Origin of the sequence: Micromonospora sp. LOL_013 (assembly GCF_048060315.1) — a bacterium.
Lineage (GTDB): Bacteria > Actinomycetota > Actinomycetes > Mycobacteriales > Micromonosporaceae > Micromonospora_E.
Window position 1 is genome coordinate 19,757 of the sequence record NZ_JBHMIQ010000037.1, and the last position, 22,693, is coordinate 42,449.

The 22,693-nt window shown below is 71.9% G+C and carries 16 protein-coding genes; 12 read left to right on the plus strand and 4 right to left on the minus strand.

The window, feature by feature from the left end:
• Positions 1 to 22: 22 nt before the first annotated feature.
• The 4 genes from ACFHWS_RS22475 to ACFHWS_RS22490 form a co-directional block, all read right to left on the minus strand.
• Positions 23 to 646 carry a response regulator transcription factor gene (locus ACFHWS_RS22475; RefSeq protein WP_416568961.1) on the minus strand — a complete coding sequence of 208 codons (624 nt, stop codon included), beginning with the start codon at positions 644 to 646 and terminating at the stop codon, positions 23 to 25.
• Between the two features lie 313 nt (positions 647 to 959).
• Positions 960 to 1,757, minus strand: a complete 798-nt coding sequence (locus ACFHWS_RS22480) for an AfsR/SARP family transcriptional regulator (RefSeq protein WP_416568962.1) — start codon at positions 1,755 to 1,757, stop codon at positions 960 to 962.
• An 84-nt stretch (positions 1,758 to 1,841) separates the two neighbouring features.
• Positions 1,842 to 2,636: a thioesterase II family protein gene (locus ACFHWS_RS22485; RefSeq protein WP_416568963.1), complete on the minus strand. Its 795-nt coding sequence runs from the start codon at positions 2,634 to 2,636 to the stop codon at positions 1,842 to 1,844.
• On the minus strand, positions 2,633 to 5,080 hold the full coding sequence (locus tag ACFHWS_RS22490) for a beta-ketoacyl synthase N-terminal-like domain-containing protein (protein ID WP_416568964.1): 2,448 nt from the start codon (positions 5,078 to 5,080) through the stop codon (positions 2,633 to 2,635). The genes ACFHWS_RS22485 and ACFHWS_RS22490 overlap by 4 nt, the downstream gene beginning before the upstream one ends.
• A gap of 274 nt (positions 5,081 to 5,354) precedes the next feature.
• On the opposite strand from ACFHWS_RS22490, the gene sbnA reads away from it, so the two are divergent.
• From sbnA to ACFHWS_RS22550, 12 genes are all read left to right on the plus strand, one after another.
• On the plus strand, positions 5,355 to 6,341 hold the full coding sequence (gene sbnA / locus ACFHWS_RS22495) for a 2,3-diaminopropionate biosynthesis protein SbnA (RefSeq protein ID WP_416568989.1): 987 nt from the start codon (positions 5,355 to 5,357) through the stop codon (positions 6,339 to 6,341).
• Positions 6,342 to 6,358: 17 nt separating this feature from the next.
• Entirely contained in the window at positions 6,359 to 7,315 is a 957-nt protein-coding gene (locus ACFHWS_RS22500; protein WP_416568965.1) for a TauD/TfdA family dioxygenase, read from the plus strand.
• Positions 7,316 to 7,320: 5 nt separating this feature from the next.
• The gene (locus ACFHWS_RS22505) at positions 7,321 to 7,836 is read left to right on the plus strand and encodes a GNAT family N-acetyltransferase (protein ID WP_416568966.1); all 516 of its coding nucleotides are present in this window, start codon (positions 7,321 to 7,323) and stop codon (positions 7,834 to 7,836) included.
• Positions 7,837 to 7,838: 2 nt separating this feature from the next.
• A complete protein-coding gene (locus tag ACFHWS_RS22510; protein WP_416568967.1) occupies positions 7,839 to 8,369 on the plus strand; it encodes a hypothetical protein in 531 nt (176 codons plus the stop codon).
• Entirely contained in the window at positions 8,366 to 10,210 is a 1,845-nt protein-coding gene (locus ACFHWS_RS22515) for a non-ribosomal peptide synthetase (protein WP_416568968.1), read from the plus strand. Before ACFHWS_RS22510 ends, ACFHWS_RS22515 begins: the two co-directional genes overlap by 4 nt.
• Entirely contained in the window at positions 10,207 to 10,419 is a 213-nt protein-coding gene (locus ACFHWS_RS22520; RefSeq protein ID WP_416568969.1) for an MbtH family protein, read from the plus strand. The genes ACFHWS_RS22515 and ACFHWS_RS22520 overlap by 4 nt, the downstream gene beginning before the upstream one ends.
• Before the next feature lie 101 nt (positions 10,420 to 10,520).
• Complete coding sequence (sbnB, locus tag ACFHWS_RS22525) at positions 10,521 to 11,546, plus strand: 2,3-diaminopropionate biosynthesis protein SbnB (RefSeq protein ID WP_416568970.1); 1,026 nt, start codon at positions 10,521 to 10,523, stop codon at positions 11,544 to 11,546.
• 91 nt (positions 11,547 to 11,637) lie between these two features.
• A complete protein-coding gene (locus ACFHWS_RS22530) occupies positions 11,638 to 12,708 on the plus strand; it encodes a 3-oxoacyl-ACP synthase III family protein (RefSeq protein ID WP_416568971.1) in 1,071 nt (356 codons plus the stop codon).
• Positions 12,698 to 14,725 (plus strand): HAD-IIIC family phosphatase, encoded by a 2,028-nt coding sequence (locus ACFHWS_RS22535; RefSeq protein WP_416568972.1) that lies wholly within the window; start codon positions 12,698 to 12,700, stop codon positions 14,723 to 14,725. The genes ACFHWS_RS22530 and ACFHWS_RS22535 overlap by 11 nt, the downstream gene beginning before the upstream one ends.
• On the plus strand, positions 14,715 to 14,984 hold the full coding sequence (locus ACFHWS_RS22540) for an acyl carrier protein (RefSeq protein ID WP_416568973.1): 270 nt from the start codon (positions 14,715 to 14,717) through the stop codon (positions 14,982 to 14,984). Before ACFHWS_RS22535 ends, ACFHWS_RS22540 begins: the two co-directional genes overlap by 11 nt.
• Positions 14,981 to 16,243 carry an FAD-dependent monooxygenase gene (locus ACFHWS_RS22545; protein ID WP_416568974.1) on the plus strand — a complete coding sequence of 421 codons (1,263 nt, stop codon included), beginning with the start codon at positions 14,981 to 14,983 and terminating at the stop codon, positions 16,241 to 16,243. Before ACFHWS_RS22540 ends, ACFHWS_RS22545 begins: the two co-directional genes overlap by 4 nt.
• Positions 16,244 to 16,319: 76 nt before the next feature.
• The gene (locus ACFHWS_RS22550) at positions 16,320 to 22,688 is read left to right on the plus strand and encodes an SDR family NAD(P)-dependent oxidoreductase (protein WP_416568975.1); all 6,369 of its coding nucleotides are present in this window, start codon (positions 16,320 to 16,322) and stop codon (positions 22,686 to 22,688) included.
• The last annotated feature ends 5 nt before the right edge of the window (positions 22,689 to 22,693 follow it).

Consider the following 22,693-nt stretch of genomic DNA (forward strand, 5'->3'; position numbering starts at 1 on the left):
CGGCGTCGGGATGCCGGCCGGATCAGAGAATCCAGCCGGCATCCCGGGCGATCCGCACCGCGTCGACCCGGGTACGGGCATCGAGTTTGGTGGCGATGGAAGTCAGATGGTTACGGACGGTCCCCGCCGAGAGGTAGAGCATCGCGGCGATTTCCTTCGCCGAGTGCCCGTTCGCCGTCAGCTTGAGGATCTCGATCTCCCGGGGCGAGAGCGGGCTCGTGGACCGCTCGTTCAACGCGGCGAGGGCGATCTGCGAGTCGATCACCCGTCGCCCGGCGGCAACCTCGCGTACCGCCTCGGCGAGACTGGCGGGTGGGGCGTGCTTGAGCATCAGACCGGTCACCCCCGCTTCCAGGCTGCGCCGCAGCATCCCCGGCCGGTCGATGCCGGTGAGGATCAGCGTTCGGCAACTGGGAAGCTGGTCGTGCACCTGCATCGCCGCCGAGAGGCCGTCGATCCCGGGCAGGTTGACGTCGATGATCGCCACGTCCGGACGGTGGGTCAGCACGGCCGGTAGGATCGCGTCGCCCCGCTCGACCTGGGCGACAACCTGGATGTCCGGTTGCAGTTCGAGCAGGGCGACCAGCGCCCCACGGACCATGTGGACGTCCTCAGCCAGTAGGACCCGCAACGGGCACGTCTGCATGACTCGTTTCCCGCCTCCTGCACGACAGCTGCGTCACGGTCGACGACGCACCGTACTAATGCCGCGATCAAGCCGTGCGGGTGGGGCCACCGTTTCCGGCACACCGATTTCAGGCGCCACCGTAAAGGGCTGAAGACCCCATCCGCGCTTCCCTCTCAAAACCGACATCAGGTCTGCGTTATTGACCCGATCCGCCGACTCAACGACCGGCCACAGGATACCCTCTGCCTTCAAGCATTGCCGGGAACGGAAGCGGGCAAGGTCGGGATATACCAAATTTGCCCGGACCCATCGGTCGTAGTGGATCTACCGACTACGCCACGCCGACCATGTCACGCCCCGGCAACGGAACGCCTCCGCTGAGGATCACCTGCTGCAGCTCGTGCAGCCGACGCGCCGGCTCGACACCCAGCTCATCGACGAGCAGCGTACGGATCCGGCGGAACTCCCCGAGCGCCGTACCGACGTCACCGGACAGGTAGAGCGCCGCCATGTAGTGGGCGGCGAAGCTCTCGTTGAGCGGATGCTGCGCGGTGAGGGTACGCAGCTCCCCCAGCACCTCCAAGTGCCGGCCCAGCCGCAAGTCGGCCTCGATCCGCCGGTCCAGCGCGGCGAGCCGCAGATCACCGAGGGACAGCGCATGCATGGCCAACTGCGGTCCGAGCTGGATGTCCGACAGCATCGGTGCCCGCCACAGCGCGAGGGCGTCGCGGAGCCGGCTGCTCGCGGCGTGATAGTCACGCCGCTCGAACGCCTCACTGCCGGCCCGGCCCAACCGTTGGAACTCCTGCACGTCGGTGAGGCCGCCGGACACTCGCAGCGAATAGCCACCACGTTCGGTCACCAGAACGCCACGGGAATCACCCGACGGGTCGCCGGCCATCGCCACGCTGATCTGCCGCCGGAGCTGGTGAATGTAGGTGTGCAGGGTGGTCGTGGCGCTGTGTGGTGGGTTGTTCTCCCAGAGTTCTTCAAAGATCGCGAATTTGGTGACCAGCCGGTCGCCGTTCAGGGCCAACAGTGCCAGAATCTGGCACGGTTTGGCCGCAGAGGGCACGATCGACGTCTGGCCAATTATCGCCTGCAATGGTCCGAGCAGGTTGATTCGCATGACTCGTTCCCCAATTCGCCATCAGACTTGGCCACTCATTGAAAACAGTCTGCGACGGATCGGGGCACGGATCCAGTGACGCCATCACCTGCCGACCGTGAAGAACTCATGCCGTTGCTCGGTCGCGCCCCGCACGGCCGTCACCTCGGTACGGATCTCCCGGGCGAGGTGCGGGTACGCCGTACCGTGAAAGTAGAAGTGTCCACCTGGGAAGAAGCACTGACGCAGCTGGTGAGCGGTCTCCACCTGCCAGGCCGGCAGGCAGTCCAGCGGCGCCCAGGAGTCGGTCAGCCCGCTGAACACGGTCAGCGGGCAGGACAGCGGCGAGCGGTCCGCCTCGGGCCGGTACGAGTCGACCGCCTGCAGATCGGCACGCGCGACCCGGAGAAACTGCTCCCGCATCTCCGGCAGCTTGAGCAGCCGGTGTGGCGTGCCACCGAGGCCCAGCAGGACCTCCAGCAGCTCAGTGTCCGCCAGGTCGCCGAGCCGACCGAGACCGGGCACCGGCGGGGTGGGCGTCGTCGGGGCCGCCCGCCCGGACACCCCCACCCACAGCGGCGCCGCGCCGACCGTCGACAACCGGCGCCCGACCTCGACCGCGACGACCGCACCCATGCTGTGCCCGAACAGCACGTACGGTCGATCGGCGTGCGGTGACACCGCTCGGGTCGCCTCGTCGACGACGGCGGTCATCGCCCGCAGCAGCGGTTCGGCGTACCGCCGGCCCCGCCCCGGCAGATCCAGCAACAGCACCTCCCAGTCCGGCGGCAGTTCCCTGGCCAACGGGTGGTAGCCAGCGGCGGATCCACCGGCGTGGTGAAAGGCGATGAAACGCAGGGTGGCGTCACCGGCCGGGCGGGGCCGGACGAACCGGCTCATCCCCGCACCGCCGCGCTGGCGACGTCCCGGGCCAGGCCAGCGAGCAGCGCCGTGAGTGGCTCGTCCACGGCCAGCTCGGCGGTGGACCCGTCGAGCTGGTAGCACTCCTGCACCCGGCTGAGGAACAGCATCGCGGTGAACGAGTCGCCGCCCAGCTCGGCGAAGGTCAGCCGCAGGTCCAACTCGCCGTTCGCCTTCAGCACCTCGGCCAGCTCCGTACGTAGGAAGCGCTCCACCGCGGCCTGATCGGCGGCATCCGGGGCCGGGCCGGCGGCGTCCTGGGGCAGCGACCTGACTTCGTTGCGCGGTGCGGCGGCGCCGGTGTCGCGCGCGGATGGCGACGGCGCGACCGGCTCCGGCACCCAGCAGCGGCGTCGCTGGAACGGATAGGTCGGTAGGTCCCCGACGAACCGGGCGTCCGGTGCCCGCAGCCGGTCCATCCGCAGGTCGGCGCCGGCCCGGAACAACGCCGCCAGCGCGTCGAGGAACACGGCGGTCGCCCGGTCCGGATCGGCCGGCACCAACGCCACCCGCTGCCCGCCGAGGTCCAGCAGAGCAGGGTGGACATGGTCGGCCCCGGGGCCGGCAGCGTCCGCGTCCGGTTCCCGTACGACCGTCGGTACGCCGAGCAGGGCCAGCGCCCCGGTCAGCCAACCTGCCGGGTCGAGCTCCGGTGCCCGGCCCTCGTCGGTCAACAGCGGCAGCTCCGAGGCGATCGCCGCGACCCCCTTGACCAACGCGTCCGATGCCGACGGGCGCAGCACCAGGGCCGGACCGGGCAGTGGACCGGTCGGCTCCGGCGCGGCGTCGACAGCGAGACTGACCTTGCGGGCGAGGTCGCGCGCCGACGTCCCGGTCACCGCCAGCCGGTACGCCACCGGCGCCCGCCCGGCGCGCAGCGTGTGGCAGACCGAGGAGAGCCCGGCCGGTTCGCTGCGGAATAGGTAGGTGCCGACCGAGGCGGCGAGCGCCTGCAGCGCCTGCGGGCTGCGGGCGGACAGCACCAGCAGCTCCGGACGCCCCGGCTGGGCCGTCGGGTCCGACGGCCGGGCCGGGGCCGGGTCTGCCGCCTGGACGATCACGTGCGCGTTGGTGCCGCTCAGCCCGAACGCGCTGATCCCGGCGATCCGCCCGGCGCCGGACCAGTCGGCCGCCCGGCGCGGGATCTCGATCTGGCTGTCCGCCCACGACACGAGCGGATTCAGCGGCCCGTCGGCCTCCGGCACGTCGGCCACGATCCGCTCGTGACGCAGCATCAGCACCAGCTTGATCAGCCCGGCCAGGCCGGCTGCCGCCTCCAGGTGACCCAGTCGGGCCTTGACGCTGCTCACCAGCAGCCGGGGCCGGGCGTCGGACCGCCGCTGGCCGTACACCGCGTCGAGCGCGGCGACCTCGATCGGGTCACCCAACGCGGTGCCGGTGCCGTGCGCCTCGACGTAGCTCACGTCGGCCGGATCGGCCCCGGCGTCGCGCAGGGCGGCCCGGATCACCTCCTGCTGGGCCGGGCCGTTCGGCACGGTCAAGCCGGACGAGGCACCGTCGTGGTTGACCGCGCTGCCACGCACCACCGCCAGCACCGGCCGGCCCTCGGCGACCGCGTCGGCCAGCCGCATCAGCACCACCGTGGCGACACCCTCGCCGCGGCCGTAGCCGTCGGCGGCGGCGGTGAACGGCTTGGACCTGCCGTCCGGGGCGAGCGCCCGACTCTGGCACAGCGACACCATCAGCCTCGGCGAGAAGATCAGATTCGCCCCGCCGACCAGCGCGTACCGGCACTCTCCCGACCGTAGGCTGCGGGCTGCGGAGTGCAGCGCCACCAGCGACGACGAGCAGGCGGTGTCGAGGGTGACCGCCGGGCCGCGCAATCCCAGCGCGTAGCTGATCCGGCCGGCGGCGAAGCAGTGCCCGCCGCCGGTGCCGAAGTACGGGTCGAGCCGGTCCGGGTCGGCGTCGGTGAACCGTTCGCCGTACTCGGCGGCCATCAGGCCGACGAAGACGCCGGCGTCCAGCCGGTCGGCACGGCGGACTGCGACGCCGGCGCGTTCCAGCGCCTCCCACGAGGTCTCCAGCAACAGACGCTGCTGCGGGTCCAGTGACTCGGCCTCCCGTTGCGAGATACCGAAGAAGTCTGGGTCGAAGCTGGCCACGTCGTCCAGGAAGCCGGCCCGTTCCACGTAGGAACGACCGGGCCGGCCCACCTCCGGGTGGTGCACCGAGCGTAGGCCCGGTCGGTCGGTCGGGATCTGCTGCGGCCCGGACGTCGGGCCGGTGAGCAACTCCCAGTACTGCTCGGGGGTGGTCGCGCCGCCGGGGAAGCGCAGCGCCGTTCCGACGATGGCCAGGGGCGCCGCGCGCTCGGCTTCCAGTTCGCGGATCCTCGCCCGCAGCCGGTGCGACAGTCGCAGTTGCTCTTCGACAAGCGTACGCAGGTCTGTTGTCTCCACGTCGATCCTCGATGTCCGTTGGCGCGGGGATGGTGATCGAAGCTGGCCGAACGTAACCGGCGGCGCTTGAGCGGACCTTGGGACCGCCGGCCGCACCGCCGGCCTGCGAGAGCGTCAAGGTTCACTCAAGCATCCCCGGCAAGACTCGTTGCCGTTCACGCCTGAACCGCAATGCGTACGCGGTCCGAGGCGACCGGTCGGCACGAATGGCGCGACCAGAGGGGGCAACGTGACCCAACGCACCGAGCAACGGGTTCAACGCAGCGTGCAAGGGATTCTCGGATGTATCGGGGATACGCCGCTGGTCGAGCTGAACGGCCTGCTGCGGGATATTCCGGCGCGAGTGTTCGCGAAACTGGAGTTGGCGAATCCGGGCGGCAGCATCAAGGACCGCACCGCATTGAACATGCTGCTCCACAAGATCCACGCGGCGGAACTGGTGCCGAACCGTTCGGTGGTCATCGAATCCAGCTCCGGCAACCTGGCGATCGGCATCGCCCAGGTCTGCCGCTACTTCGGACTGCGCTTCATCTGCGTGGTCGACGCCAAGACGACTGCGCAGAACATCGCGATCCTCCGGGCGTTCCAGGCCGAAATCGAGATCATCGACCGGCCCGACCCGGTCACCGGCGAGTACTTGCCGGAACGCATCCGCCGGGTCCGCGAACTGCTGGCCGAACATCCGGAAGGTTACTGGCCGAACCAGTACGCCAACCCGCGCAACCCGGCCGCGCACCACCGGACGATGCGGGAAATCGTCGCCGCTCTGCCGGCCCCGCCGGACTTCATCTTCTGTGCCACCAGCACCTGTGGGACGTTGACCGGGGTTCTCGACTACGTCCGGGAGCAGGCGCTGTCCACCCGGGTGGTCGCCGTCGACGCGGTCGGCAGTGCGATCTTCGGTGACGAGAGCCGGCACCGGCTGATCCCGGGCCACGGGGCGGCGGCCCGGCCGCCGCTGCTGGCCGCCGCCGAGACCTACCCGGTGGTGCACGTTTCCGACCTCGACTGCGTCGTCGGGTGCCGCCGGCTGATGGCCCGGGAGGCAATTCTCGCCGGCGGATCCTCCGGCGGGGTCATCTCAGCGTTGGAACGGTTCCGCGACCGCATTCCGGCCGGTGCGACCTGCGTCCTCGTCTTCCCCGACCGCGGGGAACGCTACCTCAACACCATCTATTCCGACCAGTGGGTTCAACAGAACTTCGGCGACGTGTCACACCTGTGGAAAGAGTCCGGGATCGCCGCCGCCGGCCGGCACTGATCAGCAAAGGGGAAACCATGTTGGTAACCACACTGCCGGGGCAGAGCCTCCCCGCAATCATCGAACCGGACAACGGCCTGTCGATTCTCGACGTCATCAAGGAGAACCGGGCGGAGATCCGTTCGCTCATCACCCGTACCGGGGCGGCGATGTTCCGTGGCTTCGAGGTGGGTGGCGTCGACGGACTGCACGACGTGGTCCGAGCGCTGTCCGGCGCTCCGCTGGACTACACCGAGCGGACGTCGCCGCGCAGCAGCCTCTCCGGCAACGTCTTCACCTCGACCGACTACCCGCCGACCGAGGAGATCTTCCTGCACAACGAGTGCTCCTACCAGGCGCAGTGGCCGATGAAGGTGTTCTTCTACTGTCTGCAGCCGGCCGAGACCCAGGGCGCCACCCCGTTCGCCGACGTCCGTGAGGTCTATCGGCACATCGACCCGTCGGTGGCCGAGGAGTTCATCCGGCGCAAGTGGATGTACGTGCGGACGTTCAGTGAGATGGGCGGCAGCTGGCAGTACTTCTACGACACCGAGGACCGCTCGCAGGTCGAGCGGTACTGCCGGAGCCAGGGCATCGACGTCGAATGGGTCGGCACCGACGGGCTGCGTACCCGGGCGGTCCGCGAGCCCGTGCACCCGCACCCGGTGACCGGCGAACCGGTCTGGTTCAACCACGCCACGTTCTTCCACATCAGCACCCTGCCGCAGGTCTACCAGGAGGAGATGCTGGAGATGTACGGCGAAGAGAACCTGCCGACGAACAGCTACTACGGCGACGGCGCGCGGATCCCCGACGACGTGATGAAGCATCTGCAGGAGGCGTACCGCGCGGCGCTGACCCGGTTCGACTGGCGGGCCGACGACCTCGTGGTGATCGACAACATGCTCACCGCGCACGGTCGGGAGCCGTTCACCGGTGGCCGCCGGATCGCCATCGCGATGGCGGAGGCCTCCGACGCTCCGGTCGAGCCGTAACCGCCGTGGCACCCCCCACGACGGATGTCCCGACCGAGTTCGGCGTCCGGCCGGCCACCGTCTACGAACTCGACGCGCTGGTCGGGATCGAGCAGGGGCCGGAGACGACCCGGTACCTCGGCATCACCGGCCTGGCCTACCACGAGCGGGCCTACGCCGATCCGGACCAGGAACAGATCGTCGCCGAGGCCGGCACCTCGGTGGTGGGTTTCGTCGTGCTGGCCGGGCTGCGCCGGCCGGACCGCGTCGTCGAACTGCGCCGCATCGTGGTGTCGCACCGGCACCGGGGCGCGGGATACGGGCGCCGGCTGTTCCGCGCCGCCGTGGACCGGGCCTACCGGGTCCACGGCGCCCGCCAGGTCTGGCTGGACGTCAAGCCGGACAACACCAAGGGCCGGACGCTGTACGCGTCCGAGGGCTTCATGCCGGACGGGACGATCCCCGACCCGATGTGCCCCGACGGGGTGCTGCTGCTGATGCGGCACACCCCGCAACCGCCGACCACACCGAGACAGGAGTAACGATGCGAGAGAAGCTCGCGGTTATCGATCCGCAGGCGGCGCCGCTGGCCGGTGCGGCCGCCCCGCAGACCGCGTTCACCGCCGGCCAGGCCGGTGACGCGGGATGCCCCAGCTGTGTCGCCGAGCTGACCGTCGCCGGCGAGGAGTTCGACCGGGCGTTCGCCGAGCGGGACTACGACAAGTTCATCTCGTTCTTCATCAACGAGAACGCCACCGGGCTCGGCGCCGACGGGACCGTCGGGATGAACCGGGACGCGTGGGGGCGCATTCTGCGCGAGTACTTCGACGAGCCGACCTGGACGCTGCACGTCACGCCGATCAAGTCGGTGGTGCAGAACTGCATCAGCGGCCAGATCCTCGAGGTGGTCCGCTTCGACTCGGCCGACACCACCATCACCTTCGTGCACGTCACCTGCTGGCTGCGCGACCACGACCGGTGGCGGGTGGTGCTGCAGACCGAGGCCGGTCCGCTGCAGGACACCGAGGCGCTGCTGGCGCAGGTCGCCGCGCAGCAGGAGGCGGCCACCCGATGACCCGGACAGTTCAAGCGCGCACCGCGGTGCCCGCTGACCGGCGCGGCCGGCCGGAATGGCACGGGTCGGCGATCGCCGCGTTCCAGGAGGTGGTCGCCGCCCACCCGGACCGGGACGCGGTGATCGCCACCGACGGCCGGCTCAGCTACGCGCAGCTCGACGACCGCAGTGACCGACTCGCCGGCATCCTGGCCGGTCGGGGCGCCGGCCCGGAACGCGCCGTCGGGGTGCTGCTGCCCCGGTCGGTCGACCTGCTGGTGGCGATCCTCGGCATCCTGAAGGCCGGTGCCGTCTACGTTCCGTTCGACCCGGAGCAGCCGGCGCAGCGGCTGGCCCGCATCGCCCGGGACGCGGACCTGGTCACCACGATCACCCACGCCGACCTGATCGGGTCGGTGCCGGACACCGGCGTCGGCGACCCGGTGGTCCTCGACCGGATCGGCTGGGACGCGCATCCGCGTACCGCGCCGGTGCCGCTGCATCCGGACAACCTGGCGTACGTCATCTTCACCTCGGGGTCGACCGGCCGGCCCAAGGGAGTGGAAATCTCCCACCGGGCGCTGGTCAGCTTCCTCAACGGCATGGAGCAGGGCGGCTTCTTCGGCCCGCCCGGTGCCCGGTTGGCCTGGAACGCCTCGGTGGCCTTCGACGCGTCGGTGCAGGAGTGGGTCCGGGTGTTGCGGGGCGACACGGTCGGTGTGCTCACCGACGACATGCGCCGCGACGCGGAGGAGTTCGCGGAGTTCATGGTCGAGCACCGGCTCAGCGAGGCCGACATGACCCCGTCGCACGCCCAGATGCTGATCGAGGAGCTGGCCACGGTGGCCGCCAGGGACCGGTTCCTCCGGCTGTTCATCGCCGGTGAGGCGGTGCCGCCGCCGTTGTGGGCCACCCTGGAGCAGTTGATCTCCGACGGGGTGCTGACGGCAATGAACCTGTACGGCCCAACCGAGGCCGCGGTGAACGTGGCCGGCACCCCGATCGTGCCGGGCGAGGCACCGCACATCGGTCGCCCGCTGGCCGGGGTGCAGGCCCGGATCGTCGACGCGACGCTGTCGCCGGTGCCCGACGGCACCCCCGGCGAGCTGTGCGTCGCCGGCCCGTACCTGGCCCGCGGCTACTCGGGACGGCCGGGCCTGACCGCGGCGAAGTTCGTCCCGGATTCGCGCGCCGACGACGGTGCCCGGATGTACCGCACCGGTGACCGGGTGGTCCGCCAGCCGGACGGCACGCTGCGCTACATCGGTCGCACCGACGACCAGATCAAGATCCGGGGACACCGGGTGGAGCTGGGTGAGATCGAGGCGGTGATCGCCGACCATCCGGGGGTCGCCCGCGCGGTGGTGCTGTACCACCCGGAGGTGGACAGCGGCCAACTGTCCGCCGTGGTCCGGCTGCGCCCGGGTGCCGGCCTGGCCGCGGTACGCGAACACGCCGCCAGCCAGCTGCCGTCCTGGATGCGCCCGGGCAACTACACGGTGGTCGACACGATCCCGTTGACCGTCGGCGGCAAGGCCGACCGGGGCGCACTGATCAACCGCCTGACGTCCGGTCCGGACGGACCAGGACCCGACAACGACGAGGAGCCTCCGATGCCAGTTGACGCCGCCGAGACGGTACGCACCGTCTGGTGCGAGATTCTGAAGATCGACACGATCAGCGACACCGATGACTTCTTCGACATCGGCGGTCACTCGCTGAGCGCGATGCAGGTCGCCAGCCGGCTGCGGGCCGAACTGGGTGGCGTCAAGGTGCCCACCCAGTTGCTGTTCCGCAACCCGACCTTCGCCGGTTTCACCGAGGCGGTCAACGAACGGCTCAACCAGGTGGCCCCGGCATGAGTGGCGAACCCGTCGAGCGGTGGGCCGTGCTGGTCAACGACGAGGAGCAGTACGGGCTCTTCCCTGCCGCCCGACCGGCACCCGGCGGGTGGCGACCGGCCGGATTCGAGGGCACCGAGGACGAGTGCACGGCACACGTCGACGAGACCTGGACCGATCTGCGCCCGGCCGGTCTGCGCCGGGCGATGGCGGCGCGCTCGACCGACTGACCGGACCCGACGACCGGCCGGGTGCCCGACCCGGCCGGTCGTACGCCGACGACCGCCGCCCACGACGCGGCGGTCCCGAAACGACGGAGCACACCACCCCCATGGCAGAGATTCCGCCCTTCGCCGTCATCTCCGGCGCCCAGGTGCACGACACGATCAGTGGACGTGAGCCGGAGGTCACCGAGCTGATTGAGTCCGCGTACCGGTTGCACGGAGCCCGGGAAACCACCAACCCGGACTCGTACTTCCTGCGGTTCCCGGACCGCCCGAACAGCCGGATCATCGCGCTGCCCGCTTCGGTACGGGGCAAGGTCGAGGTGCACGGCATGAAGTGGATCTCCAGCTTCCCGGACAACGTCGCCGGCGGGATCCCCCGGGCCTCGGCCGTGCTGGTGCTCAACGACTACGAGACCGGGTATCCGATCGCCTGCCTGGAGTCGTCGATCATCAGCGCGACCCGGACCGCCGCGTCCGCCGCGTCCGCCGCGCTGCGGCTGTCCGCCGCCCGCGGCGGGGTGCCGCGCCGGGTCGGCTTCGTCGGCACCGGCCTGATCGCCCGCTACATCCACACCTACCTGGTCGGCAACGGGTGCGAGTTCGACAGCGTCGGGCTGTACGACCTGTCCGCCGAGCACGCCGGCGGGTTCCGCGACCATCTGGTCCGCGGCGGGCACGACGACGTCCAGCTGTACGGCAGCGCCGAAGAGCTGGTCCGGTCGTACCCGCTGATCGTCTTCGCCACCGTCGCCGGCCGGCCCCACCTGTCCGATCCGCAGCTGCTCGCCCACAATCCGCTGGTGCTGCACGTCTCGCTGCGTGACCTGTCCCCGGAGCTGATCCTCGCCTCGACGAACGTGGTCGACGACGTCGAGCACTGCATGAAGGCGGACACCTCGGTGCACCTGACCGAGCAGCGGGTGGGGCACCGCCGGTTCGTCGCCGGCACGCTGGACGACGTGCTGACCGGGCGGATCGACGTACCCGCCGACCAGCCGGTGATCTTCTCCCCGTTCGGGCTCGGAGTGCTGGACCTGGTGCTCGCCAAGCACGTCTACGACAGCATCGCGGCGGCCGGCGGACTGCACAGCGTGCCCGGCTTCTTCCACGACGTCAGCCGGTACGGCTGACCCGGCCCCGGCGCCGTAGCCGGCAGATTGCAACCTGACCCGCCGGCAACCCGATCCCCGTACCCGCATGAACCGACGTAAGGACGCAGCCGTGCGACTGGTATCCCTCAGTGAGGTACTTCCCGGCGAGCCGGTCACCAACGCGGACATGGCCGCCCGGTTCGGCCTGCACGAACGGTGGCTGGACGCGATGACCGGCAACCGCACCCGATACTTCTGTCGGCCGGACGGCCCGCCCGGGGTGCCCCGGTCCACCAGCGACCTGGCCACCGCCGCCGGCGAGCAGGCCCTGCTGCGGTCCGGTCTGGACCCGGCCAGCCTCGACTTCGTCATCCTGACCACCGCGTCGCCCGACCACCTGATGCCGGCCACCGTCAACCTGGTCGCCGACCGGCTCGGACTCAACGACATCCCGACCTTCCAGCTCACCTCGGGATGCGCCGGCGCCCTGCAGGGCCTCTACACGGCACGTGCCCTGCTCGCCGCCGGAGAGCTGCGGCGCGGCCTGGTCATCGGGGCCGACACCTGCCGCAACCTGTGGCCGTCGGACGGTGCGATCGCCCAGCTGCGGCCGGCCGAGATGGTGAGCTTCGCGCTGTTCGGCGACGGCGCTGGCGCGGCGGTGGTGGACGCCGGCACCGACGGGCCGGGACTGGTCGTCGAGCACCTGTTCACCCGGACCGTCGGCAAGGGCCGGTCGCCGGCGCAGGTCGTCCGCTGGTACGGCGCGGAGGGCGCGCCGACGGTCGCCGGTCCGCGCGGCGAACCGGTCCGCGAAGCAATGTCCGAGGAGGACTACAAGGCGATCGAGCAGCACGTGCCGGAGGCCGCCCGGGCGATCCTCGACGAGCTGGTCGCGGTCACCGGCTGGCCCGTCGACGACGTCGAACACCTGCTGATCCCCCAGCTCAACGGGGTGATGACCGAGAAGATCCGGCGCTACCTCGGGGTTCGGCCCGAGCAGGCGGTCAGCTGCGTCGCCGACACCGGCAACAACGGCAACGCGCTGCCGTTCATCCAGCTCAACCGGGCGATGCGGCGGATCGCTTCGGGCACCGGCGTCGGCGGGCGGCTGCTGGTCACCACCGTCGAGTCGTCCAAGTGGGTGCTGACCGGAATGGCGCTGCGGCACCGGCCCGAGGAGGCCGACGATGTCCGTTGACAGTGTCTCCGCGCCGACGTCGGCCGGCCCGCCGCTGGCCGAGCTGCGGGCGCTGATCCGGGCCGGGTCGGCCGGCGACGTCCGGCGGCTACGGCCGCTCCTGGACCGGCTCACCGACCCGCTCGACCTGGAGGCCGCCGGCTCGCTGCTGCGCGGCCGCCGGGCCGCTGACCAGCTGCGCGCCGAGCTGGCGCCGACCCGGATCGCGCTGCTCGGCAGCGCCACGCTCGACCCGCTGCCGGCGCTGCTCACCGCAGCCGGCGCGCGGTACGCGATGCTGCCCGAGATCCGCACCGCCGGCTTCGACCAGTGGCGGCTGGAGGTTGCCGCCGGCGCGCCGGAGCTCGCCGAGCTGCAGCCCCGGATCGTCGCCCTGCTGCTCGACGACTCCGCCGTACTGTCCGGGCTGGCCGACCCGGTCGACGTCGACGAGATCGCCGCCCGGTGCGCCGCGTTCCCGGCCGAGCTGGCGTCCTGGCTTACCGCGTGCCGGCAGGTGCTCGGCGGGCTGACCGTGCTCGGCACCGTACCGCTGCATCCGCTGCGCCGGCACCGGCTGATCAGCTACGCCGCCCAGGCCCGGCTCGACGCGGTCTGGTCGCGGATGAACGCCGCGATCGCCGAACTCGCCGCCGACCATCCGGCGACGGTCGTCCTGTCAACGGCGGACCTGGCCGAACGGGCCGGGAGCACGTTCGCCGACGACCGGATGCGCCACGTCGCCGGTCACGCGTACTCCCCCGGCTATCTGTCGGCCTTCGCCCACGAGCTGGCCCGGATCGCCGCCGCTGACCTCGGCCGGGCCGCCAAGTGCCTGGTGCTCGACCTCGACGAGACGCTGTGGAGCGGGGTGGTCGGTGACATCGGCCCGGACGCCGTCACGGTGGGTGGCGGCTACCCCGGTTCGGCGCACACCGAACTGCAGGAGCTGGCCCGGGACCTGGCGGCGCAGGGCGTACTGCTCGCCGTCGCCTCGAAGAACGACCACGACGTCGCGGTAGAGGCGCTGGCCCGGCACCCCGAGATGGTGCTCCGGCCGGACGCCTTCGTGGCCACCCGGATCAACTGGGAGCCGAAGCCGGACAACCTGCGGGCGATCGCCGAGGAGCTCAACATCGGTCTCGACGCGCTGGTGTTCGTCGACGACAACCCGGCCGAGCGGGACCTGATGCACCGGCTCGCACCGCAGGTCGGCACCGTCGACCTGCCGGGCGAGCCGGCCGGGTACGCCCACCGCCTCGCCGCCCGGGGCGACTTCACCGTGCTCAGCCTCACCGACGAGGACCGGCAGCGGGTCGCGATGTACCAGGCCAGCGCCCGCCGACGGGAGCTGGTCCGGGATGCCGGCAGCCTGGACGACTACCTGGCCGGGCTGGAGTCCCGGCTCACCGTGCAGCCGCTGGACCGGCACAACGCGGGCCGGATCGCCCAGCTGTTCGCCAAGACCAACCAGTTCAACCTGACCGGGATCCGGTACGGCACCGCCGAGCTGGGCGACGGCGGTGGTGACGTATCCGACGGTGGTGAGGTACCCGACGGCGGCAGCGCGCCCGGCAGCGACGACACGCCCGGCGGTGCCACGGCCTTCTACGGTGCCCGGTTGACCGACCGGTTCGGTGACAACGGGCTGATCGCGGCGCTGGCCCTGACCCGACGCACCGACGGTGCCTGGAGCATCGACAACCTTGTCCTCAGCTGCCGGGTCTTCTCCCGGGACGTGGAAGCAGCGATCGTCGGCCTGGTGCTGCGCAGCGCGCTCGCCCGGGGGGTGCCGGCCGTGCACGGCAGCTTCCGCCGCACCGAGCGCAACGCCCGGTTCGCCGACTTCTACCCACGGCTCGGCTTCCACCCCGTGGACCCGACCGACCCGACCGACCGCACCGCCGACGCCGACCGCACCGCCGACGCCACCGAGCCGGCGGGTGCCGCCGAGTTCCGCCACGAACTGGGCGACCTCGTCGAGCTGCCCGGCTGGATCGAGATCACCAACAACGAGGAGCCCTTCGATGTCCGCTGACCGGCCTGACTCCGGCGTCGATCTGATCGCCGACATCCTCGCGGACCTGCTGGACCTGGAGTCCGAGCAGGTCACCGCCGACACCCCGCTGACCGCGATCGACGGCTGGGACTCCGTGAACGCCCTGCGGGTGCTGGTCTACCTGGAGCGCAGCAGCGGCGCGTCGGTGGACTACGAACGGTTCACCGCCGCCACCACCGTTGCCGACCTGGCGGCGCTGGTCGCACCGGTCCCGGCGGTCGAAGGGCCGGTCCGGTGAGCGACCAGACGATGCAGACCGACGTCCTGATCGTCGGCGGCGGACCGGCCGGCGCGCTGCTCGGTCACCTGTTGGCCCGGCGCGGGATCGACGTGCTGGTGGCCGAGCGGCAGACCAGCCTGGAGCGCGAGTTCCGCGGCGAGACGATCGCCGCCCCGTCGGTGGTGACCCTGCGCCGGCTGGGCTTCGGCCCGGCGCTGGACGGCCACGGCTACCTGCCGACCGAGGGCGTCACCATGCGGATGGAGGGGCGGCGGGTGATGCACGTCGACTACCGCCGCTTCGGCCTCGGCGAGGTGCCGATCGACATTCCGCAGCCCGCCCTGATCAAGATCTTCATTGACGCCGGGCAGCAGCATCGCGGGTTCGACTACCAGTTCGGGACCACCTTCACCCGGCTGATCGAGCAGGACGGTGCGATCCGCGGTGCCTGGCTGCGCCGCCGCGACGGCTCGTCGGTCGAGGTCCGGGCCCGGCTGGTGGTGGGCGCCGACGGGCGGTTCTCCAAGGTACGGCACGCCGCCGGGCTCACCGCCGACGTGCAGCAGATGGCCCGCGACTTCCTGTCGTTCCGGCTGCCCCGGCCACCGCAGTGGGGGCAACAGGCCGAGCTGGTGATCAACCGGGACCGGCACCTGGTGGTGCTGCCCACCTTCCCCGACTCGCTGCGGATCGGCACCAACCTGCCGAAACGCAGCCTCGGCGCGCTGCGCAAGGCCGGCTTCGACGCGTTCCGTTCGGTGGTGGCCGCCCTCGACCCCCGGCTCGCTCCGCTTGTCCAGCAACACCTGCGGACCTGGGACGACACCTCGTTCCTGGAGATCTTCACCGCCGAGGTGCCGCAGTGGAGCCGAGACGGGCTGATCCTGGTCGGCGACGCCTCGCACACCTGCACACCGATCCTCGGCCAGGGCGTGAACGTGGCCATCCAGGACGCCGTCTGCCTCACCCCGGTGATCGCCGCCGCGCTGGCAGCGGACCGCGGCCCGGTCGTCACCGCCGCCGACACCGCCGACTTCGTCACGCAACGGCAGCGGCACAAGGCGTTCGTCACCCGGTTCCAACGGATCCAGGAGTCCGCTCTGGCTCAGGGCGGCACCGTCGGCGTGCTGCTGCGTCGGGCCCGCTACCGGACCCTCGACGTGCTGCCGCTGAAGTACCGGATCTTCGGCAGCGTGCTCAACGCGCCGCACCAGATCGACCCGGCGGATCTCGCCGAGGACGTCCGGACCGGACCCGCAGTGGGCACCGGCGACTGACCTCACCCGGCCCGTACCCGTACCACATCAGACCCGAACCTGCTCCCGCACCCCTGTCTCCCGAGGCGGTCTCGCTATGTTCGACAACGACGGTACCGACCCGACCCAGCTCATCGCGGTCGTCGGCATGGCCGGCCGGTTTCCCCAGGCACCGGACGTGGACAGCTTCTGGCGGCTGCTCCGCGACCGGGGCGACGCGATCGCCCCGGTGCCCGGCGACCGGTGGGACGCCAGCGCCCAGCTCGACCCGGAACGGCACGTCCAGGACGTCGGCGGATTCGTCGACGGGGTCGACCTGTTCGACCCCGGCTTCTTCGGGATCTCCCCCCGGGAGGCCGAGGACATCGACCCGCAGCAGCGGCTGATGCTGGAAACCGTCTGGCGGACGCTGGAGGACGCCGGTCAGCCCGCGGCCGGGCTGCGCGGCTCCCGTACCGGGGTCTATGTCGGAGCCTCCTGGCACGACTACGAGATCCTGCGCAAGGAACGCGGCCTGGGGGCCACCACGCACAGCGCGGTCGGCAACGCTCTGGACGTGATCGCCGCCCGGGTCTCGTACTTCCTGCGGCTGACCGGGCCGTCACTGGTCGTCGAGACCGGGTGCTCGTCGTCACTGGTGGCGTTGCACCTGGCCGGTCAGGCGTTGCGCGCCGGCGAGACCGACGCGGCGCTGGTCGGCGGGGTCAACCTGATCCTCGCCCCCGACGTGTCGATCGGGCTGACCGCCTTCGGCGGGCTCTCCCCGGAAGGTCGGTGCAAGGCGTTCGCGGCCACCGCCGACGGGTTCGTCCGGGCCGAGTGCGTCGCGGCGCTGATGCTGAAGCGGCTCGACCGGGCGATCGCCGACGGCGACCGGATCCGCGGCGTCATCGTGCGCACCGTGGTGAACAACGACGGCGGTGGGGAGAGCCTGGTCACCCCGAACCCGGCCGGCCAGGAGGACCTGCTGCGCCGGGCGTACCAGGGGCTGGACGGCGTGGTCGACCGGCTGCGCTACGTCGAGGCGCACGGCACCGGCACCGGCCGGGGCGACCCGATCGAGGCCGGCGCCATCGGCCGGGTCCTCGGCCGGGCCGGTGTCCGCGCCGGTGACGGTGACGGTGGTCAGGTGGGTACTCCGTTGGCCATCGGTTCGGTGAAGACCAACATCGGGCACGCCGAGGCAGCCGCCGGGCTCGCCGGCCTGGTCAAGGTGCTGCTCGCCCTCGAACACCGGGTGGTGCCGCCCAGCCTGCACTCCGCCGAGCTCAACCCCGCCATCGACTTCACCGGCCTCAACCTGCAGCTGGTCCGCGAACCGCTGCCGCTGCCCGTCGACGAGGCGGTCTGCCTCGGCGTCAACTCGTTCGGCTGGGGAGGCACGAACGCCCACGTCGTGGTCGCCGACCCCCCGGGCGGCACGAACCGCCGCCCGGAGCCGGCCACCGCCGCGCCCGGTCCGGGGACGCCGGCCGTCCTGCCGGTCTCCGCGCACACCAACCAGGCCCTGACCCAGCGCCTGCGTGACCTGCGTGACCGGCTCGCCGCCGGGGCCGAGCCGCAGCGGCTCGCCGGCACGCTGGCGCACCGCCGCGACCACTTCCCACTGCGTACCGCCGTGGTCGCTGCCGACGCCGAGTCGGCTGTGACGCTGATCGACGCCCATCTGGACGACCCACAGGCGGACCTCGCCGGGATCGCCGCCGGCCGGGCCGACACCACCGGCCGGACCGCGTTCGTCTTCCCCGGGCAGGGTGCGCAATGGGCGGCCATGGGACAGCGGCTCTACGCCGAGGTGCCAACGTTCGCGAAGGTCATCGACCGGTGCGCCGACGCGCTGCGGCCGTACGTCGACTGGGACCTCACCCAGGTGGTCTCGGGTGCCGCCGGGGACGGCTGGCTGTCCCGGGTGGACATGCTGCAGCCGACCCTGTGGGCCACCTCGGTCGGGCTGGCCGAGCTGTGGCGGGCCAACGGTGTCGTGCCGGACGTGGTCGTCGGGCACAGCCAGGGCGAGGTCGCCGCCGCCACGGTAGCCGGCATCCTCAGCTACTCCGACGCCGCAATGGTGGTGGCCCGGCGCAGCGCACTGGCACTGCGTACCTCCGGTAACGGCCGGATGCTCGCCGTCTCGCTGGACCGGGAAGCGGCGCTCGACGCGCTCGCCGGCTTCGAGGAGCTGGTCTCCCTGGCGGTGCACAACGGTCCCAGCTCGTGCGTACTGTCCGGCGAGACCGAGGCGGTGCTCACCCTCAAGGAGCTGCTCGACGCCGACGAGGTCTTCTGCCGGCTGGTCGACGTCGACTACGCCTCACACAGCCCGCAGATGGACGCGCTCACCCACGACCTGCTCGCCGCGCTGCACGAGCTGCGGCCCGGTCAGGGCGAGGTCGAGCTGATGTCCACGGTCCGGGTCGCCCCGCTGGCCGGGCCGGAGATGGACGCCCGCTACTGGGTGGACAACCTGCGCCAGCCCGTGCAGTTCCACGACACGATGGGCCGACTGTTCGACGACGGCGTCACCCACGTCGTGGAGATCAGCCCGCACCCGGTGCTGGTACCGGCGCTGGAGCAGCTCGCGGCGGCCCGGCCGGAGCCGCCACGGGTGCTGTCCACCCTGCGCCGAGACCAGGGCACCCCGGCCGACCTGGCTGCCGCGTTCGGCCGCAGCTACGTCGCCGGGCTGGCCCCGTTCGCCGGGCTGCCCGACGGGTTCGGCGTCGACCTGCCCGGCTACCCGTGGCAGCGGTCGACGCACTGGCCGCCGGCCGCCCGACGGCGCTCCCGTACCGCCGGAACCGAGATCACCCTGGTGCCGTCCCCGTCGGAGACCGACCTGTGGCAGGCGGAACTGGAACTCGGCATCGACGACCAGCCCTGGCTCGATGACCACCGGGTGCACGACGCGGTCGTGGTGCCCGGTGCCGCGATGATCGTGCTCGGCCTCGGCGCCGGCCGGGCCCGTACCGGCCGGCTGCCGGCCAGCCTGCACCGAACCACCTTCCACAGTAATTCGACGCTGGCCGACGGACCGGCCCGGCTCGGCCTGCTGTGGCGCGACGACGTGACCGAGGGCGGTTCGTTCGTGCTGCAGTCGCTCGGCTCCGACGGCACCAGCTGGTTCCGGCACGCCACCGCCCAGGTCCGGCACGCGACCGGGGCGGCGGGCCCGGTGGAGTTCCCCGGGCAGCGGCTCGCCGACCCGGCGACCGAGGTCGACCCGGAGACCTTCTACGCCGGCTGCCACCAGCGCGGACTGCGCTACGGGCCGGCCTTCCAGGGGATCCGGCGGCTACGCCACGGCGCCGACTGGGCACTCGCCGAGCTGGCGCTGCCCGCCCGGTGCCGGGCCGGGGCGGCGGCGTACCCGCTGCACCCGGCGCTGCTGGACGCGGCGCTGCAGGTCAGTCTGGCACTGCACGCCGGCCCGGCGACCGTGGTACCGACCGGGGTGGACCGGATCGATGTGCACGGCGAACTCGCCGAGCCGACCGTCGCGGCCTGGTCGTACGTGTTCCGTCACGACGACGGCCGGTACGACGTGCACCTCTACGACGCAGATCGGACCCCGCTGCTCAGCCTGCACCGGCTGACGTTGCAGGAGCTGGACGTGTCCGGGCCGGCCGATCCCGACGGCGGGCTGCTGCACCAACTGCGGTTCCTGCCACGACCGGTGCAGCAGCCGGGTGCGCCCGACGGCCGCTGGCTGATCGTCGGCTCCGGTGACACCGCCGCCGGCACCACCCCCGGCGACAGCCCCGCCGCCGGCCTCGTCGCCGACATCGCGGCCGAGCTACGCCGGGTCGGCGCCGAGGTGGGCGTGCCGTCCGCCGACGACGTCGACGCGGTACGCGACGGCGACCTGACCGGCCTGGTCTATCTGGCACCGCCCGCCTCGGCCGGCCTGGACCGCCAGCGGCAGGCCCTCGTCGGGCTGGCGGACCTGGTCCGGGCCTGCCTGACCCGCCCGGCGCCGCCCCGACTGGTGCTGGTCACCGTGGACGCCCAGACCGCGACGGCGACCGACCAGCCGGACCCGGGCGCCGCCCTGTTCTGGGGTTTCGCCCGGGTGCTGCGTCGGGAGCACCCGGAGCTTGCCGCGACCGTCATCGATCTACCCGGAACGGCCGGCACCGCAGGTTCCGCCGGCACTCAGCCGACCGACACCGCCGCCGCGCTGGTCGCCGAGCTCGGTGCGGCCGACGGCGACGACCAGGTGGTGCTGCGCCCCGACGGCCGGTACGTCGGCCGCATCCTGGCCACCGGCCGGGCCAACCTGGACGGGGTCGCCGTTGGTACGCGGCCGCGCTGGCGTACCCCGCGTCAGCCGTTCCGGCTCATCCCGGCCCGCGCAGGCGGCTGGGACGGCCTGGAGTTCCGCCCACTACGCCGCCGCCGCCCCGGCCCCGGTGAGGTCGAGGTCGAGGTCACCGCTGCGGCGCTGAACTTCATCGACGTGATGAAGGCCGTCGGCACCTACCCCGACCCAGTCGGGGCCGGGCTGCTCGGCGGCGAGTGTGCCGGCCGGGTCACCGCAGTGGGTGCCGGGGTGACCGGCCTCGCCGTCGGGAACCGGGTGGTCGCCTGCGTCTTCGGTGCCCTGGCCTCGCACGTCACCGTCAACATCGGCCGGGTCCGGCTGATCCCGCCGGAGCTGTCCGACGAGGACGCGGCGGCGCTGCCACTGGTCGGGGTGACCGCCTGGTACGGGCTCGCCGAGCTGGGCCGAACCGGCCCCGGCGACGCCGTCCTGGTGCACTCGGCCGCTGGCGGGCTGGGGTTGGCCGCGATCGCCGTCGCCCGGCACCTTGGTGCCGAGGTGATCGCCACCGCCGGCACCGAGAGCAAACGGGAACACCTGCGCCGGCTCGGCATCCGGCACGTGTTCGACTCCCGCGACCTGTCCTGGGCCGAGCAGGTTTTAACCGCGACCGACGGACGCGGCTGCGACGTGATCCTCAACTCGCTGACCGGGGCGGCGCTCACCCGTGGCCTGGACGTGCTGGCCGAGGATGGCCGGTTCATCGAGGTCGGCAAAATGGACATCTACGCCGACCGCACCATCTCGTTGAGCGCGTTCCGCAAGGGAATCTCGCTTGCCTCGGTCGACGTGGCCGGTCTGATGCAACGCCGGCCGGCCCGGTTCTCCGAACAGTTCGGGCAGGTGTGGGAGCTGGTCCGCACCGGCCAGCTCGGCCGGCTTCCGGTGATCGACTACCCGTTCGACCAGGCCGCCGAGGCGCTCCGGGAAATGTCGCAGGGGCGGCACATCGGCAAGTTCGTGCTCAGCCGGCCGGACAGCGTCGCGTCGGTGGCGCCCGAGCCGCTGCCCGACGGCCGGTTCCGCGACGACGGCACCTACCTGATCACCGGTGGCCTCGGCGCGCTGGGGCTGTCCCTGGCGGAGTTCGTCGCCGCCGCCGGCGGCGGGGCGATCGCGCTGCTCGGCCGCTCAGCCCCGGACGCCGACGCCGCCGCGCGCATCGACGCGGTCCGGCACGGCGGCGTCCAGGTACGCACCTATCAGGTCGACGTCGCCGACCAGACCGCGCTGGCCGACGTGCTCGCCCAGGTACGCGCCGACCTGCCGCCGCTACGCGGGGTGGTACACGCAGCCGGCGTGCTGGACGACGCCACCATCGCCACGCTGCACAGCGGACAGCTCGACCGGGTACTCGCTCCCAAGGTCGACGGGGCCCGGCACCTGAACGCCCTCACCGGCACCGATTCGCTGGACCTGTTCGTCCTGTTCAGTTCGGCCGCCGCGCTGGTCGGCAACGCCGGGCAGGCAGCGTACGCGGCCGCGAACGCGTACCTCGACGGGCTCGCTGAGTACCGTCGCCGACGCGGGCTCGCCGCGTTGTCGGTGCAGTGGGGGCCGTTCGCCGGGGTCGGGCTCGCCGCCCGGAACGGCAACCGGGGTGACCGGCTGGCAGAACGCGGCATGGGCAGCTTCCCCGCCGAGCAGGCCTGGCCGGCGTTGACCCGACTGCTGACCACCGACGCCACGGTCGTCGGCTACCTGCCGCTCAATCTGCGGCAGTGGTTCGACGCCTACCCGGACACCGCTGCGCTGCCCAGCTGGCAGGAGCTGCGTGCTGGCCGGGCAGCGGCAGTGGCCGGCGGTGATGGCGGGCAGTTCCTCGACCAGCTGCGCAACACCCCGGCCGACGACCGGGCCCCGCTGGTCGAGGCCAAGGTACGGGAACTCACCGGCCGGGTGCTGCGGATCGACCCGACGGTGATTGACCGGGACACCCCGTTCAAGGCGCTCGGCTTGGACTCGCTGATGAGTCTGGAACTGCGCAACCGACTGGAGGCGGCCTTCGACCTGAAGCTGTCGCCGACCCTGCTGTGGACGTACGGCACGTCGGGCGCGCTGACCGGCATGCTCTGCGACCGGCTGCCCGCCGGCGACGACGAGCGGCCGGTGCCGGCACCCGACGCCGTGCCCGCCACCGAGTAGCGACC

Coding starts and splice junctions, on each gene's coding strand:
- ACFHWS_RS22550 (WP_416568975.1), top strand. CDS start 16,320: ATGTTCGACAACGACGGTACCGACCCGACCCAGCTCATCGCGGTCGTC.
- ACFHWS_RS22535 (WP_416568972.1), top strand. CDS start 12,698: ATGTCCGTTGACAGTGTCTCCGCGCCGACGTCGGCCGGCCCGCCGCTG.
- sbnB (WP_416568970.1), top strand. CDS start 10,521: ATGGCAGAGATTCCGCCCTTCGCCGTCATCTCCGGCGCCCAGGTGCAC.
- ACFHWS_RS22480 (WP_416568962.1), bottom strand. CDS start 1,757: ATGCGAATCAACCTGCTCGGACCATTGCAGGCGATAATTGGCCAGACG.
- ACFHWS_RS22520 (WP_416568969.1), top strand. CDS start 10,207: ATGAGTGGCGAACCCGTCGAGCGGTGGGCCGTGCTGGTCAACGACGAG.
- ACFHWS_RS22510 (WP_416568967.1), top strand. CDS start 7,839: ATGCGAGAGAAGCTCGCGGTTATCGATCCGCAGGCGGCGCCGCTGGCC.
- ACFHWS_RS22515 (WP_416568968.1), top strand. CDS start 8,366: ATGACCCGGACAGTTCAAGCGCGCACCGCGGTGCCCGCTGACCGGCGC.
- ACFHWS_RS22500 (WP_416568965.1), top strand. CDS start 6,359: ATGTTGGTAACCACACTGCCGGGGCAGAGCCTCCCCGCAATCATCGAA.
- ACFHWS_RS22485 (WP_416568963.1), bottom strand. CDS start 2,636: ATGAGCCGGTTCGTCCGGCCCCGCCCGGCCGGTGACGCCACCCTGCGT.
- ACFHWS_RS22475 (WP_416568961.1), bottom strand. CDS start 646: ATGCAGACGTGCCCGTTGCGGGTCCTACTGGCTGAGGACGTCCACATG.
- ACFHWS_RS22540 (WP_416568973.1), top strand. CDS start 14,715: ATGTCCGCTGACCGGCCTGACTCCGGCGTCGATCTGATCGCCGACATC.